We start from the raw sequence: 16714 nt of genomic DNA, 5'->3' as shown, positions 1-16714 counted from the left end.
GCTCAGGCCCTATATTACCTTGGCTTCTTCCCTGAGAAGCTTTATAAGTTCCTCAGCCGACTGCTCGACTTCAGCCCCCTTAACCATGGGCTCGTCCTGTCCTTTAATAATCTTCAGCTTTCTCTCGATTTGAGGAACCTTTATCTCTACGGTCTTAATCCTGGCGCCTTCCTTGCCTAGGGCATCCGCGGATAATCCCAACTCTTGTACGTTGATGTCGGCAAGAGCGACCTCGGTAAGCGGTTTTTTCTTGGCTTTCATAATTCCGGGAAGGGACGCGTAACGGGGATCGTTCATTGCGTCAGGACAAGTAATCATACAGGGGAGCTGAACCTCTTCGACAACATGCCCTCCGTCAATCTCCTTTTGACAAACCGCCTTTTTCTCGTCCGGATCGACTTCCATGACTTTACTTACAAGGGAAACATGGGGAATCCCCAATTCCTCGGCTACCTGAATTCCTATCTGCCCCGACTCCGAATCTATAATCTTCATACCCGTAAAAATAATGTCGAATTCGCCCAGCTTCTTAATCTCGCTCGCGATTACTTTCCCTATCGCGAAAGAATCGGCGTCCGCGAATCCTTCGTCCTTAATGTGAACTGCGCTGTCGGCTCCCATAGCAAGTGCCTGCCTGATCGTCTCAATCACCCTGCCGGGTCCCATCGCTACTATTATAACTTCGCCCCCGTGCTTCTCCTTGGTCTGAATCGCTTCCTCGACGGCAAACTCGTCGTATGGATTCATGATCCATTTCATACCGTCGGTATCTATCGAATCACCGCTTGAGGAGACCTTAACTTTAGCCTCCGTATCCTGGGTCTGACTTACTATTACTAAAATCTTCACCTTTAGCCTACCTCCGATTTTTGGATTAACCTACAAGCCCGGCGCAGCAAAATAATTAAAGAAAAGCGATTCAATTAGAGCACTTAAGACCAGCTTACTTTGGCATTCCAGGAACTCTTTGCTACCCAGACCGGATATGTAAAATAACTAAAAACTCAAAAAGAATAAAGACCGGATTCAACTTTTATTCAAAAAGGTAAGTAATTATAATTATCGGCCATTCCTTGTCAAGACGGTAAAACCGCTTAGGATTAAGGACGGACTTGTAGTGATTTCGAGCGGCAACTCCGAAAAGAAACCTGAAGATAGCGGCAGTCGCGGCTACCTGAACGGCCATGAATAATACTGCGATAAACATCATATTGCTCGTCTTTGTAATCCTGACCTGGGGATATTCATGGGTGCTTATGAAAATCGGCCTCGGTTACGCAGAACCCCTTACATTCGCCGCGTGGCGCTGCGCAATAGGGGCGGCGGCCCTGATCGCATACATGAAATTCCGGGGACTCGAATGGCCCGCAGTCAAAAGCTGGCCCGACTATATCATGGTCGGGCTTTTCCAGACTACGCTCATGTTCGGCTTCATGCTTTTCGGGATGAAGCGGATTACCGCAGGCAAAACATCGGTGCTCCTCTATACGATGCCCATCTGGACCATCCTGCTTGTTCACTTCTACCTTAAGCAAAGACTTACCGCGGGTAAGTGGGCTGGCGTAGTGCTGGGAAGCGCCGGAATCCTCTCAATCCTGGGATGGGACATTATCATAAACCAGAATCTGCAAATTTTTCTGGGGGAACTGATGATCATAACAGGGGCGATTTCGTGGGCGATTGCAAACATATGGGTCAAGAAACGGATGTCCGGGGAGGATGTTTACAAGGTAAGCACTCTACAGCTCACATTCGGGACAGTCGGGCTTATTATTCTGGCTATACCGACGCACGGAATATTTAATATCGAGTGGACCGCTTACTCTATATATATACTTGTCTTCACGGGGCTCGTCGCCTCGGCTGTTGACTTTACGATATGGTTTTACCTCATAAAAAAGCTGGATATAAACATTACGACCTTTTCATCGATGCTCGTTCCCGTTTTCGGACTCATTTTCGACTGGATTATACTGGGGAACAGGCTCGACCCGGGAACCGTTCTGGGCGGGGTGCTCATAATCGCCGGAATTTACAGGATTTCCAGAAAATAAATCAAAATTTGAAACCGTATATTAAAAGTTCATTTTGAATACACATTTGGGTATACTTGACAGTAATGAGCTATAAGTGGAGTTGAGCATTTTTTACAAAAGGAACTTATAATTGCCATTGAGCTCCGATTCCCTTTAACTCCGTACCATGCGTAATAAAATTCTCATAACAATAGGCGTTTTCTTCTCCGTATTAATTGTCCTTATTGTAGCGGCGTTCTTTTTCACGCAGACCGAATACTTCAGGAGCCTTGTCAGGAGAACAGCCGAAAGTATTGTCAGCTCCTCCACTGGTCAACAGTTTTCGATCGGGAGAATAGAGGGCAACTTCTTTTACAATATAAAACTCGAAGACGTCTCTTTCACAGTCGAAGACGAAAAATTCGTTTCCATAGAGGAAATTTCACTCAATTACTCCATACCGCACATGCTGGACGGAACTATGCTTTTCAGCAAGGTGGTTCCTGTAGATAAAATTTACATAAAGGGAGTCAATGCAAATCTCATTAAATACGAGGACGGTACGTGGAACTTCAGCAAAATAGGAAGCGGCGAGGACAAAGAAAAGGACGAAGAAAAAAAGGCTCCCCCTGTCTGGAACATAATAATCCGTGACGCTTTGCTTAAGAACGCTGAAATAACCCTGGACGACCGGGAGAACGATAAGGTCACCAGGTATGAGATACATGAAACCGGTCTCTCCGCCACGCTTACCCATATAACAGAAAAGATAGAGGTCGATCTCAAAAACGCCGACCTAGACGCCCCTTCACAGGACTTAAGCGTAAGAGGATTATCCGCAAAAGCCGTTTACTCAGAAGAAAAAGCGGAGATTGACAATCTCCAGGTTTTACTCAACGGAGCCGAGATAAAGATAGACGCCAAAGCGGACAACCTGAAGGACAACCCCGAGTTCTCATTTAACCTGTCAGCTCATAATTACAAGCTCGAGGATGTGGGCACTTTCAATCTGGAGACAAAGGGTGAGGGTAAATTCGTAAGCCCGAAGGACATAAGGGCGAACGCCACTATAAAAATTCCCGAATCGGAAGCATACGGAAAGAAGCTAACAGGCTCTCTCGAAAAAATCACCATGTCGGGCACTACAATTGAGATCGGCGAAGGGAATATCAAGACAGAGCTCGGAGAACTGTCCATCGGGGGCAACGCCGACCTAAGCCGAATAATCGCGGGAGAGGGAGCCAATAATTTCAATATCAATCTTGCGTTAAAGGATGTAAAAACAACCGAGGTATTTTCCCTCCTGGAAGAAAAGTCAGGTACAACGACAGAGGCGATAAACACTGAGCTCGGGGCCGTGCTCAACACTCAGATCCGCGCGGAGGGGAGCTGGGTTGAATTCGGCGACTTAACCGCCGACGCCAAAATCGAGAGTCTCGAAATCAAGGGCAAGGAAGCGGGGGACTTGAAGCTCTCGGGCACGGCCGGCTATTCGAGTTCCGGTCTCAGTCTCGACATTAACTCAAGCCTGAAGCAGGTGGACCTGGGAATCATCCTGAGCAAAGAAAACCTCGAGAGCAATATAACGTCAGAACTCGATATAAAAGGAACGATTCCCCTCGAGGGAGACATAATGGAGCAGTCGTCCTTGAGCGTCAAGGGAGAAATAAGTCCATCTAAAATCTACAAGATTGACATTAAGAAGGGAGAGGTTGACTTATCATATGAAAACGAGCTCCTCGATATAAAAGCACTGTCCATCGTCGGAGACTCCTTTAATCTAAAGGTCGAGGACGGAAGCGCGGGAACCAGGGGTCTCGATTTCAGCTATGATCTCGAAGTGGAGGACTTGAGCTTCATCTCGGCTATTGTGTCCGGCACGGAATTCGCCGGCTCTTTGAAAGCCCGGGGGGATGTGACGGGAGATATAAGCAGCCCCAAAGTAACAATCGACGCTGAAGCGAAGGGCTTTGAGGTAAATGAGGATTTCGCAGCGGAATCGGTAAAAATAAACGGAGAGGGATTAATAAATCTCGACAATCCTGAGCTAAAAGCGGAAATAAAGGCCGAGGACGTGAAGGTAAAAGAGAGGGAGATCGAAAGCATCGAGGTCGACGCTGAAAGCGAGGGGGAGGGAGTCAACCTTAACGCCAAGATAGTCGAAAACGATCAATTAAACTATGAAATAAACACAACTCTAAAAAACCTGGGCGGGCGCGAGAAAAATATAGAAATAAGCAGAATAAAACTCGACCTTGAGGATACGGAACTCAAAAACAAGGATACGATATTCATAACAGTAGCTCCCGAAAAACTTATAATAGATTCATTCAATCTTTATTACGGCGACTCATCGGCGCTCGCCGACGCAAGGATTTTTTATGACGGCTCTCTCGATGCGGACCTGAAGCTCAACAATCTCAACCTGGACGACATCACCAAACCGTTTCAGGTCAAAACCTCTGTTGAGGGTAATATCTCGGCAACCGTTAACCTCAAGGGCACGATGGAAGCTCCGCAATTAAACGCGAACATAACAACCCGGGACCTTGTTTACGGAGGATTCGACAACGACACGGTAACTTTCGACCTCACCTATCTAAATCAGAACCTAAATTTCAAGCTGTTAATCACGGACGACACGGCCACAGTAATGCAGGCTACGGGAAACTCCAATATTGACCTCAATTTCAAAAAGCTGAACGAGAATATCGATAAAGCCAGCATCAGCCTTACGGTAAATTCTGCCGGGGTCGACCTGAGCCCGCTCGCCAGTATAAGCGAGGAGATCGAAAAATCTGAAGGCACCCTTTTAGTGGACGTTAAGGTAACGGGAAGCATAAAAAACCCTGCGGCGACCGGACAGATAAGCTTAAAAGACGCCGTTTTTAAAATACAGTCGCTCGGCAACCAGTTTAAGGTAGCCGACGCCCTGGTCGAGCTCCAGGGACAGAAGGGGATTCTCAGGCAGCTTGAAATTCAGTCAGGCAAGGGGAAAGGAACATTCGAGGGACAGATCGATGTTTCGGACATGTCTTATAACCTGACGGGCAATATGGAAAATTTCCTTATCAAGCCGGAAAGAATTTCGGCAAATCTGGACGGGGATATAAATGTCGAGGGTGAGGGGAGCAAAATCAAGGCATCAGGAAAGATAACCGTCGCAAAGAGCCGAATAACAATTCCCGATCAGGAGGAGAAGCAATTAGAAGAGATTAAATTCGCCGATGAAAGAGAAGAGGAATTCGTTGTCAAAAGCGGTAATGACACAGACTTTTTTCAAGAAAACTTCGCTCTTGACCTGCAGGTAAAAATGACAAGAAACAACTGGGTAAGGGGGCGCGGCGCCAATATAGAGCTTAAGGGTGATCTCGATGTAGGTAAGGAATTCGGCAGACCTGTGAGAATTAGCGGTATTATAAGCACCGTAAGGGGCACATACGAGACCCTCGGAAAGCTTTTCAGGATAGAAAGAGGCAGGGTGAGCTTCTCGGGCAGCGAAAACATAAATCCGAATCTCGATATAAGAGCAGTGTACCGTGTTTCCAATGTCCAGATCTATGTCAACATAAGCGGTACGGCGGATTCTCCGCAAATAAAGCTGACGAGCAATCCCCCGATGACTCAAACCGATATAGTCTCCTATGTCGTCTTCGGGGCGCCTTCGGACCAGATAGGCTCCGGAGACAGGGCGTCCATCCAGGGTGTCGCCACCGGGCTTGCCGGAGGTATAGCGGCAGCCCAACTGGAGAAAGTCTTTGGAGACAAGCTCGCTCTGGACGTTGTCAGCATCGGGGGCGGCACGAACGGCCCTCAAATCGAAGTGGGTAAATACCTAACAGAAGACCTCTACATAGCCTATGAAAGAGGCACATCGGATTCAATTCTTGATTCTACGACAATAACGACAAACAAGGTCCTGGTGGAGTATAATATCTTTAACAACGTAACCCTAGACGCCGATGTCGGCGGTGAAAATCCGGGAGTTGATATCTTCTATAACTTTAATTACAAGTAAATCGAAGTTCCACTTATTACCTCCGCATTCCACCCGTAATGATTATCATGTGAAATGGCAGGCGCTTTTAAAGATCACGCCGGGCCTGTCACAGTCTCACTGCAAACTGTGGTCGGACGCTCCTTCCCCGCGGGGCACCGGTACGGGCGAAGCGTGATGGATAACGAGCAGCCAGGATGAATCCCGGTACTCAAATACATTGGTGGACTGGGCATAACCGGACCTTATTTCCTCATCTACCCTCTGACTGATTTTCTCAATGCAGACAACCCATGCCAGGTTTCCCGAAATCCGAATCCTGACGTCGGACACCTCGATACCCGCAGGCCCGCCTTCCTCGAAGATTTTTTTCCAGCTCTCCATTACCGCATCCCACCCGTAAAGCATCGGCCAGCCGGGATGGACACACCTGGCTTTGGAGTCCCTGACCCAGACCTCCCGCATGAGCTCCAGATCACCTGACCCGAGAGCGCTATAAAACTTTTCATTAGCCTTCAAGACCTGATCTTTAAGTTGTCCTGTCATTTTTACTATCGACGGCAAAAAACTTTGCCAGGATATTCAGGCTCTTAATTTTAACCAAATATTAAAATTGTATCCATTTAATGAAAATTTATGGGTCAGATATTGTTTAAAAGAAAATCGATTTCTTCCAGAACTTCGGGAGCATCTTCGTTCTCCCTTTGACGGAGGAGAGTACCCCTTGCGCCCTGCCCTTCGAGCTTCCATAGTGCCCATGCGGCGTGCACTCTAACGAGAGGCTCCTCGTCCGACAAGCAGTCTTTTACAAGCTGTACAAAACTCCTGTTTCCCGAATTTCCCATGGCGGTGAGAACATTTCTCAGCAGCCCCCGTCTCTTGGCCCGCTTTACGGGACTACCCTTAAAAAAATTTCTGAAATCCTCCGGGCTTAATTGCGAAAGTGAACCCAGGTCAGGATTGTATATCCCCTCCCGCGGGAGGAACGCGGGCTCATCGGTTTTCTCCGCCCTTTTATTCCAGGGACATACGTCCTGACAGATATCGCAGCCGAAAATGTTATTGTCAATTTTATCTCTTAATTCAAAAGGGATATTATCCTTTAGCTCGATCGTCAAGTAGGATATACACCGCCTCGAATCAAGCACATACGGCTCCGGCAGCGCGTCTGTCGGGCATGCGTCCAGGCATTTCGTGCACGTGCCGCATCTGTCGGGCGCAGGGTTGTCATACTCGAGCTCAAGACTCGTTATAATCTCCCCCAGAAATATCCAGGAACCGATTTCCTGATTGATAAGGCAGGTGTTCTTTCCGACCCAGCCTATACCGGCGTATTTTCCGTACACCTTTTCGAGTACCGGGCCCGTATCGACGTAGTGGCGGGAAACAGCCCCCGGTGATATCTTCTCACTTATAAATTCCCCAAGTGAACCGAGCTTCCGATCCATTACATCGTGATAATCGTCCCCCCAGGCGTAACGGGCTACCCAGCCTTTTGTCTTATCGGTTTCCCGGATCGAATAGGGGTGATCCGTATTGTAATTGAGAGCGCAGGATATAACGGATTTCGCGTCTGGAATTATTTGCCGCACGTCCTGGCGCCTCTCGGGATTTCTCTCCATGTACTTCATCCGCCCCGCGTATCCCTTTGAAAGCCACTGCTTGTAAAACTGATTTTCCGGAAATTTATCGGCCGGAGAGATACCCACCAGATTAAATCCCAACGCGAGCGCCTCGGATTTTATGGAATCGGTCAGCTCCTTAATACCCATCAGGATTAATTGTATCACAAAGGAAAAGAGGCATTCCAGACGCTTGTGGCCGATTCTTTTCAAGTTGATTCGTTTACTATAAGACAGGCGCCCCTGCACCAAGCCAAATCTTTCCCTTTATCCGCTATGCCGCCCTCTACGGTCACGATGTACCCTGCGAGGCTCGGTTTGGGCTCGACGGTTTTAACCTCCCAGTGAATCAGCAGTTCAATACCCGGACGCACAGGGGCCCTAAATTCCAGCTCAAACGAGAGTCCCAGAGTCAGAAATCCCGGGGCAAGATATGTCGCGACCGAGCCCATAAGGAGAGAGCCGCTATGGGTGCCGCTTGCGATGATTCCCCCGAATCGGCTGGCTCCCGCAATCCGCGCCTTATGGTGAAGGGGGTTGAGGTCGCCTGAAAGTGTCGCGAATTCGGATATATCGTCAACTGAAAGCCGAACCGGTTTTTCGAAAGAGAAGCCGGCCTCAACCGGCGATTTAAAGTCTATTTCATTGGGCATAAGCTTTGGAACACCCAGTACCGGGGAACATGTGAACACGCGACCGGCATTCAGCCAAGTATCATTCGGACCATCCGCCCGGGTATTTCTTTGCCTTCACTATCAAGGCGGCAATCTCGCCTACCGCTCCGCTGCCGGCGCTATAGGTGGCAAAATAAGCCTGAGCCTTTACAGGAAGGGGCGCTTCGGGAGTGACCGCCGAGAAAATTACTTTGCGCACGAGAGGCAAATCAGCATCGTCCCTGCAAATAAGAGCGATCTCATTGTCCGATACGGAATATTCTTCCTTAATTTTTGTATAAAACAGTGATTTTTCGGATATCCCCTGATGCAGAACTATGCCAAGTTTTTCCGCAACGGAAGATACCGTCTGAGACTTTGTTTCTGAGAACGCAATCAATTCCACATCGTACTCCCTTAACTCTTCTATGTGGTTGCCGTTAATAAAACTCCCGTTTGCGGATTCAGGGCCATCGGTGACGAAGCCGTCCGCATTAACCAGAACCAGCTTAATTTGAGAGAACTTTAAAAAGAGGTCGGACCTGAGTTTCTGAAACATTTAGTCTATTTATAACAAGCAGATTGTCAGCCTAGCATTGTAAGCCATTAATCAGTTATTGCAAGTAGAGAGAGAGAACTCAGCTATGTATAATTTTAAAAGTCATGATACCGCTTCGGGATACGACCAAATCGGCAGGGTTCCCATTCATCAACATAACACTGATAATTATAAGCGTTCTAATTTTTCTCTACCAGGTCTCGCTCGGCCGAGATATGATAATTTTCATATACGAGTACGGCCTTGTTCCGGAGAAAGTAATTTCTTCGGCTTCGGGTTCCGGGATTTATGACCGCCTGTATCCCTTCCTCTCCTCCATGTTTCTTCACGGGGGATGGCTTCATCTGATCGGGAACATGCTGTTCCTCTACATATTCGGTGACAATGTCGAAAACAGAATGGGCCATTTCAAATATCTTCTTTTTTATATAATATGCGGGCTTGCGGCGGCCGTGTTTCAATTTATAACGAACATTCACTCCGAGATACCGATGGTGGGAGCAAGCGGCGCCATATCGGGCGTTCTTGGCGCTTATATTATCTTTTTCCCGAGGTCAAGAATATTGACTCTGGTGCCGATTTTCTTCTTTATACAACTTATACACGTACCCGCCGCTGTATTTATATTTATATGGTTTATAATACAATTTCTGAGCGGCGTCAGCGCACTCGGAGGCCCTGTAGAAACGGGAGGGGTCGCCTTCTGGGCGCATATCGGGGGATTTATCTCGGGACTGATTTTGGCGCGTTATTTTGTAAAAAGACGCTATGATTTAAGGGAATCAACCGGGAGATATTATCACTAAATCTTCCCGTTTCTTGTAAAATATCACTTTACAAGAGTTACCGGTAAAGAGGTTTCTCACAGTTTCCCGCAAGGGGTTTTTAAGCGATGGCGAAATCGAAGAAACAAAAGAGAAACAAACTGGCAATCGTCGTTTGCGGAGGTCCCGCTCCTGGAATAAACGGGGTGATAAGCGCGGCTACGATCGAGGCTGTCAACAGAGGAATAGAAGTGATCGGCATAAGGGACGGATTCAAGTGGATTTGCGAAGGGGATACAAAGCACATTGAAAATCTGACCATAGCTAACACCTCCCGTATCCACAACAGGGGGGGCTCCGTAATCGGGATTTCGAGGGCGAACCCCACGACAAGCGCGCAAAGGATTGAAAATACCATAAGCAGTCTGATAAAACTCGGCGTGAAGTACCTCATAACCGTCGGGGGAGACGGCACGATTTACCTTGCCGAGAGGCTAGCGAAGGATATGAAGGGAAGAATTCAGATAGCCCATGTGCCCAAAACGATAGATAATAATATACCGCTTCCCGGACGCATTCCGACATTCGGATTCGAGAGCGCGCGGCATATAGGAACAAGCCTCGTTGACTACCTGATGGAAGATTCCCGAACAACGAGCAGGTGGTATTTTGTGGTAACCATGGGCAGGCGAACCGGCCACCTCGCCCTTGGAATCGGCAAGGCCTCGGGAGCAACCCTTACATTGATCCCCGAAGAGTTCGGCAGAGGTAAAATATCACTCAGAAAGCTCGTTACAGTACTTGAAGGCTCAATAATAAAACGGCTCTCTATGGGCAGGGAAGACGGGGTCGTCATTCTGGCGGAGGGACTAACCGAGAAACTCGACGAGGAAGAACTAAAGAACCTGAAAGATTTAAACCTGGACGAGCTCGGCAGGATAAGACTGTCCGAAGTCGATCTGGGACAACTGCTCAAACGACAAGTCACACAATTTCTGGGAGAGAAGGGAATTAAACTGAGAATAGTAGATAAGACCATAGGATACGAGCTCAGGTCGGCCCCCCCGATACCTTTCGACGCGAATTACACGAGAAGCCTGGGCTACAGCGCGGTAAAGTACCTGGCCGGCGGAGGCTCGGGAGATTTAATCAGCATACAGAGAGCCAAAATGGTCCCGATTAAACTGGATAAATTTATAGACCCAAAAACAAAAAAAAGCAGGATACGTTACGTAGATATAAACACCGAGTCCTATGAGGTAGCGGAGAAGTATATGATCAAACTCAACAGGGACGATCTTGAAGATAAGGCAAAACTGAAGATACTAGCGAAAACGGCGAATATGAAACCGGGTGAATTTAAATCGTATTTTGCAGACGCAATACTCAGATAAATAGATTTAATCGCGGCCCTTTTCGGGTCTTGTGTTAAATAATTCATGTTTTAAGCAATTATCGTAAATTTGGCTGTATACTTTATCAGATACAGCGTAATCTTCGGCTTTTTAAGAAAAATACTTAGATTTTCAGCTTAAACCATTGACTTAACATTCAAATTATGATAAAAAATCAGTCAATGCTTTTCAGGTATTTCCTACTTACGGCTACCATTTCGCTTCTGCTGATCGGATGCGGGAGCAAATCCTTTACCTCAAAAACCTCTGGATCATCCGTTCCGGGAATTCATATGAGCCAGACTGAAGCCGATCCGGAGATACGATTTATTGATAGAGAGAGCACCATAAATCAGGCAGAGGACATAAGATCAAGCTTCTTCATACTGAATCCTCAGGTGCAGGGCTGGAAAACATACTATTACATTGAAAACATTTTTGAACAATTCCCGGACGTAGTCCCGGAGACGGAAACCGAAATACCCGTAGTTTTGAACGACAGGGTAATCCACTACATGTCTTATTTTCAGAACAGGGGGCGGAAGTCTTTCAGTATATGGCTGGCCCGCTCGGGGAAATATATACCGTCCATGAAGGAGATACTGGAAGAAAGAGGTATGCCGCCCGATCTTGTTTATCTTTCGATGATAGAAAGCGGATTCAATGTAAAAGCCAGATCACACGCGGCTGCCGTGGGTCCCTGGCAGTTCATAAAACCTACCGCCAAAAGATACGGTCTCAGAGTGGATAATTGGGTTGACGAAAGAATGGACCCGAGAAAATCGACCATAGCAGCGGCAAACTATCTCAGCGATCTCTACGCCATGTTTCAATCCTGGGAACTGGCGGCAGCGGGATACAATTGCGGTGAGGACCGCGTCCAGGCCGCAATAGACAAATATCAGATTAACGATTTCTGGCAAATATCGGAATTCACACTACCGACGGAAACTAAAAACTACGTTCCAAAACTGATGGCCGCCCTCATTATAGCCAAGAACCCCGACAAGTACGGATTCGTAGGGATTGATTATCACGATCCCGAAACATCCGAAACAGTTATGGTTCCGCCGCAAAAAAGCCTGAACGACATTGCGAAAGTAATAGGCATGAGCCAGACGAGGCTTGTAGAGCTGAATCCCGCATTACAATTGAACGCCACCCCTCCGGGAGGGATGTACGAACTAAATGTTCCTTTGGGCTACGCCTCGGCAACTTCAAGGAAGAGCAAAGAGCTTTACGCGCTAAAAGATGTTAATCCCGCCGTGTCTCAGAGAAGCGTGGCTTCGAGACATAAGGTAAGGCGGGGGGATACGCTCGGCAAAATCGCCGGACGCTACAGAGTAAGCGTATCGAGCATTAAAAGGGCGAACGGGCTCAGAGGCTCGACCATAAGAGTCGGCCAGGTGCTCAGAATACCGGGCGGTTCCGGCTCATCCTCCTCATATTCTTCTTCAAAGGATTATACGACGACAGCTAAATACAGGGTGAGGCGCGGGGATACGCTCGGGGCCATAGCCGCAAGGCACAGGGTGAGCATCGGATCAATCAAGAACGCAAACGGCCTCAGGGGCTCGCTAATTAAATCTGGACAGGTGCTTACAATTCCGGGCGCTTCCGGACGTTACTACGATACGCAGGCAAGCGCGACCAATACCGCTAAAGCGGCGAAATACAAAGTCAGACCGGGAGATACTCTGGGAGGCATCGCGGCCAGGCACAACGTAAGCATCTCAACAATAAAACAGGCAAACAGAATAAAAGGGTCAACCATTATGGCGGGACAGGAGCTGACCATTCCCTACATCGCAAACGGCAGTACCTATGCCGCTTCGAATAACAATTCCGCCGGAACCGCTTCCAACGGCAGTTATAAGGTAAAACCAGGGGACACTCTGGGCGGTATCGCTCAAAGACACGGGGTTTCGGTCGCATCTATAAAAGGCGCAAATAATATAAATGGCTCAACTATCAGACGGGGGCAAGTCCTGACGATTCCCGGCTCCTCTACGGGCAGTTACTCAGGCTCGAGCGGAACCACGAAAAGCGCGGCGAAGTATAAAGTGCAGCGCGGCGACACTTTGGGCAGCATAGCTCAAAGGCACGGGGTTTCGGTCGCATCCATAAAAGGCGCCAACGGCATAAAAGGGTCGGTTATAAAATACGGACAGGTGCTGAGTATCCCGGGCTCGTCCGGCGGGAGTCACACAAGCTCAAGCGGGTACGCAAGCACTAACGGCAGCTCGAAGTATAAGGTCAGACCTGGCGATACACTTGGGGGGATTGCTCAAAAACACGGGGTCAGGCTGGCATCGCTCAAGAGCGCGAACAACCTGAGCGGCACTAGTATAAGATCGGGACAGGTGCTTGTAATACCCAACGGGCACTCTAAATCTACTCAGACGGCAAGCAGCGACGTAATAAAATATAAAGTCAAGAAAGGCGATACATTGTGGGAAATCGCGAGCAGACATAACGTATCCGTCACAAGTATCAAGAAGTGGAACAACCTTGAATCTCCCAGCCTTACACCCGGCGACAGATTGACGATTTATAAATAATTCCGGTTTTTCCTTTCCTTGCCTGCACAACAGATAACTTATAATTAAAATGACAAAGGATTGCTACGAAAGGCTCAGAGTCTCCTATTACGAAAAGAAGGAGCTAATCAGAACAAGACTGAACGATTTCAGGACTATCTACGGGGAGGCGGACGACCTCAAGATATTTGAAGAGCTTGCGTTCTGTATTTGCACGGCAGGGGCAAGCGCCAGGATGGGTCTCAAGTCAGTCGAAGCAATAAGGGATATCCTTCTGGACGGAAGTCTCGGGGAGCTCAAAAGTAGACTGAAAGGTATCCACAGGTTCCCCAACTATAGACCGGCCTACATAATTCACACAAGGGACTATCTGAAAAGAGAGCACGGCTTCAAATTAAAAGAATTGACCGCCTCCATCGAAGACCCGCACGCAAGAAGGGATTTTTTCGCCGGGAACAGGGATATAAAGGGAATAGGGTACAAGGAAGCGAGTCATTTCCTGAGGAATATCGGCTTTTCAGGCTACGGTATTCTGGACAAGCACATTCTCAATACACTCTACGAGCTCGGTTTGATAGAAAGCCCGAAACCGCCCGCCACCAGGGACAGATATATAGCCATAGAATATTGCCTGAAGCAATTTGCGGACGATATAGGTATTCCGATGGACGAGCTTGATCTCGTGCTGTGGAGCGAGAAGACGGGGGAGATTTTGAAATAGAGTCGAGAGCAGGTAAGACAAATGCCGTATTTTCTTTTTCTTGATAAAAAGAAACAAAAATCAAGACTACACAGAATATGGCTAAAAATCTCATGTTAACGCTAAAATGTTTTAATTCCACCCACAGTCCTAAAACATTTTTACGCTTTAACATGAGATTTTTTAAACGCCTATTCTGTGATGTCGGAGAAAAAGGCTTTTGAGGATGACTGATTTAAGATTGCAGCGGCTCCTTGGAGCCTCGCAATGACAACGAAGAAAGTTCCACTGTTGGACTAAATGTGATACCCTTCGACGGGCTCAGGGTGAGCGGGTTGCATGTGCCGAGCTTATGTAGATTTAAGGTAATGGCGTTCGGTACTTCCGCACGCTTGGAACGGCTTCCCTTTTCAAAGGAGGTAAGGATAAAAAGGTATGAGATTGCCACAGGGAATTTGCCCTCTTCGGAATGACTGATTAATCGAATGCATCCCTCGACTGCACTCTTTGTGTACGCTCCGGAAGAACGGGCGCTTATTAAATACTAGATTCTGAAACAAGTTCAGAATGACTTAAGCAAAAAGAAAATCCCCCTTAATTCCCCTTTTTCTAAGGGGGGAAATGAAGAGACAAAGAGGAGATTGCAGCGGTTGCTTTTCTAGCTGACAATGACAAAGAGAAAGAGTTAAGGATGGCAAAAATAAAAAACGAGATGCTGAAACAAGTTCAGAATGACAATCCTTGAAAGGCAAGATTGCCGCGCTCCGTTTCACTGCGCTCGCAATGACATGCTTGACGGGATCAGGAAGAGCGGGCTGGAAACTGCCCGCTGATGATATTCGGAGGAGCGGGGGGAGTAGCTATAGAGACACACTATGTGTGTTATTTCCTCATATCACGCGCGCGCTTACCACTTCGCCAGTAATCCTCTATCTCTTCAAGACTCATCCCCTTCGTCTCAGGCATGTAGTAATAAACGAAGAAGTAGGACACGATACACAGCCCCGCATAGAGCCAGAAGGTTTCGGGCCTTCCCAACACATCGACTAAGCTTAGAAATGTTAAAGTAACAATTAAATATGTCGCCCAAATGACCGCCGTCGCCACACTCATTGCCAATCCCCTGATGCTTAGTGGATAGATCTCCGCAATAACCAGCTGAACAACGGAGCCGGGTCCGATCGTCCAAGCCGCCACGAAAAGTATCAGGCTCCCAACAGCCAGCCATCCCAAAATGCTTCCATCGGTTTTTGGAAGATAAAAAGTGAGCCCCAGAATGACCAATCCGAGAAACATTCCTATATATCCCCATAACATGAGAGGTCTTCTGCCCAGCCTGTCCACAAGGTTCATCGCCACAATTGACATAACTACGAACACAATACCCACCAGGACAGCTTCCAGTATCGCCGTGGAGGCGGAATGAAAACCTGCGAGCTCAAAAATGGTCGGAGCGTAAAAAGTAGCCAGAGAAAGACCGGTTAACTGTCTTATCAGCGCAAGGCCCAAACCGAGTACTAATGCAGGCTTAATCACAGGACTCAGCAATTCCCGCCAGTCAGCTTTTGATTGCTTGAGAGCATTTTTAATCCCTGACAATTCCTCTTCAACGTCCCGGGTTCCCCTAATGCGCATCAATACGTCCCTGGCTCTATCAATAAAGCCGTGTTTAACAAGCCAGCGCGGGCTCTCAGGCAGGAATAACATACCGACGAGCAACGAGAATGAGGGGATAACGCCCGCAGCAAACATATAACGCCATTGCCTGTGAGCTGAAAACAGGTAATCCACAATATAGGAGAGCAATAACCCGGATAGAATAGCTACGACAAAGATAGAAACAAGCATGCCCCGTTTCTTCGGAGTGGATATTTCAGATATATAGAGCGGTACGGCGAATGAAAGCACGCCGAAGGCCATACCGACGACTATTCTGGCAATTATCAACCCAAAGACATCCGGCGTCAGAGCAGTGCCCAGAACCCCGAGCAACGAAACCAATGCGCTAATAATCAATATCCTCCGGCGTCCCAAACGATCCGCCAGTCTGCCCCCGAAACCCGCGCCTATCATAGCCCCGAATAAAGTCGAGCTCATCACGAGTTCCTGCATCCAGTCTGAAAGACCGAACTCCTTCTTGATGAATAGAATGGCGCCCGCAATTCCCGCCAGATCGTAACCATAAATCATACCGCCCAGAGATGAAACACAGGCGGCGAATACAACAAACCGGTTACTTCTATTCTTCATTCAATGATACTAATAAATAATTAAGTCCGATGTCAAATCATTTATTCCCTGACATGACATCCTTCGACAGGCTCAGGACGAGCGGGCGGAATGCGCCCGCTGGTTGTGTTAGAGAGGTTTCACACCCCCCTTAATCTCTTTTAAATGTAGAAGCGATCTGCCTGGATTTAACGAGCTTATGTAGATTTGAGGTAATGGCATCCGGTTCTTCCGCACGCTC

12 protein-coding genes are annotated in these 16714 nt (G+C 47.8%); 6 read left to right on the top strand and 6 right to left on the bottom strand.

The window, feature by feature from the left end:
- Positions 1-9 precede the first annotated feature (9 nt).
- Positions 10-849 (bottom strand): electron transfer flavoprotein subunit beta/FixA family protein, encoded by an 840-nt coding sequence (locus RIG61_01680; protein ID MEQ9617866.1) that lies wholly within the window; start codon positions 847-849, stop codon positions 10-12.
- A 335-nt stretch (positions 850-1184) separates the two neighbouring features.
- On the opposite strand from RIG61_01680, the gene RIG61_01675 reads away from it, so the two are divergent.
- Complete coding sequence (locus RIG61_01675) at positions 1185-2054, top strand: DMT family transporter (protein ID MEQ9617865.1); 870 nt, start codon at positions 1185-1187, stop codon at positions 2052-2054.
- Positions 2055-2202: 148 nt separating this feature from the next.
- A complete protein-coding gene (locus tag RIG61_01670) occupies positions 2203-6033 on the top strand; it encodes a translocation/assembly module TamB domain-containing protein (GenBank protein ID MEQ9617864.1) in 3831 nt (1276 codons plus the stop codon).
- A 96-nt stretch (positions 6034-6129) separates the two neighbouring features.
- On the opposite strand, the gene RIG61_01665 is transcribed toward RIG61_01670, so the two are convergent.
- The 4 genes from RIG61_01665 to RIG61_01650 form a co-directional block, all read right to left on the bottom strand.
- Positions 6130-6558, bottom strand: a complete 429-nt coding sequence (locus tag RIG61_01665; GenBank protein ID MEQ9617863.1) for a nuclear transport factor 2 family protein — start codon at positions 6556-6558, stop codon at positions 6130-6132.
- A 95-nt stretch (positions 6559-6653) separates the two neighbouring features.
- Positions 6654-7847 carry a tRNA epoxyqueuosine(34) reductase QueG gene (gene queG, locus RIG61_01660; protein ID MEQ9617862.1) on the bottom strand — a complete coding sequence of 398 codons (1194 nt, stop codon included), beginning with the start codon at positions 7845-7847 and terminating at the stop codon, positions 6654-6656.
- Complete coding sequence (locus tag RIG61_01655) at positions 7844-8287, bottom strand: MaoC/PaaZ C-terminal domain-containing protein (GenBank protein ID MEQ9617861.1); 444 nt, start codon at positions 8285-8287, stop codon at positions 7844-7846. The genes queG and RIG61_01655 overlap by 4 nt, the downstream gene beginning before the upstream one ends.
- 61 nt (positions 8288-8348) lie before the next feature.
- Positions 8349-8846, bottom strand: coding sequence for a hypothetical protein (locus RIG61_01650; GenBank protein ID MEQ9617860.1), 498 nt, complete (start codon positions 8844-8846; stop codon positions 8349-8351).
- A 104-nt stretch (positions 8847-8950) separates the two neighbouring features.
- Here RIG61_01650 and RIG61_01645 point away from each other — a divergent pair, with 104 nt between their 5' ends.
- The 4 genes from RIG61_01645 to RIG61_01630 all read left to right on the top strand — a co-directional run bounded on the left by RIG61_01645 (position 8951) and on the right by RIG61_01630 (position 14265).
- Positions 8951-9652: a rhomboid family intramembrane serine protease gene (locus tag RIG61_01645; protein MEQ9617859.1), complete on the top strand. Its 702-nt coding sequence runs from the start codon at positions 8951-8953 to the stop codon at positions 9650-9652.
- An 86-nt stretch (positions 9653-9738) separates the two neighbouring features.
- Positions 9739-11004, top strand: coding sequence for a diphosphate--fructose-6-phosphate 1-phosphotransferase (pfp, locus tag RIG61_01640; GenBank protein MEQ9617858.1), 1266 nt, complete (start codon positions 9739-9741; stop codon positions 11002-11004).
- 293 nt (positions 11005-11297) lie between these two features.
- Positions 11298-13565: a LysM peptidoglycan-binding domain-containing protein gene (locus tag RIG61_01635; protein MEQ9617857.1), complete on the top strand. Its 2268-nt coding sequence runs from the start codon at positions 11298-11300 to the stop codon at positions 13563-13565.
- 49 nt (positions 13566-13614) lie between these two features.
- Positions 13615-14265, top strand: coding sequence for an N-glycosylase (locus RIG61_01630; GenBank protein ID MEQ9617856.1), 651 nt, complete (start codon positions 13615-13617; stop codon positions 14263-14265).
- Positions 14266-15126: 861 nt separating this feature from the next.
- Here RIG61_01630 and RIG61_01625 read toward each other — a convergent pair.
- Positions 15127-16494, bottom strand: a complete 1368-nt coding sequence (locus tag RIG61_01625; GenBank protein ID MEQ9617855.1) for a sugar porter family MFS transporter — start codon at positions 16492-16494, stop codon at positions 15127-15129.
- Between the last annotated feature and the right edge of the window lie 220 nt (positions 16495-16714).

The organism is Deltaproteobacteria bacterium, assembly GCA_040223695.1.
In the GTDB taxonomy this organism is placed as follows: Bacteria; Desulfobacterota_D; UBA1144; order Nemesobacterales; family UBA2774; genus JAVKFU01.
Note: the sequence above shows the minus strand (reverse complement) of the source record. Positions and strands in the feature narration are given on the sequence as shown.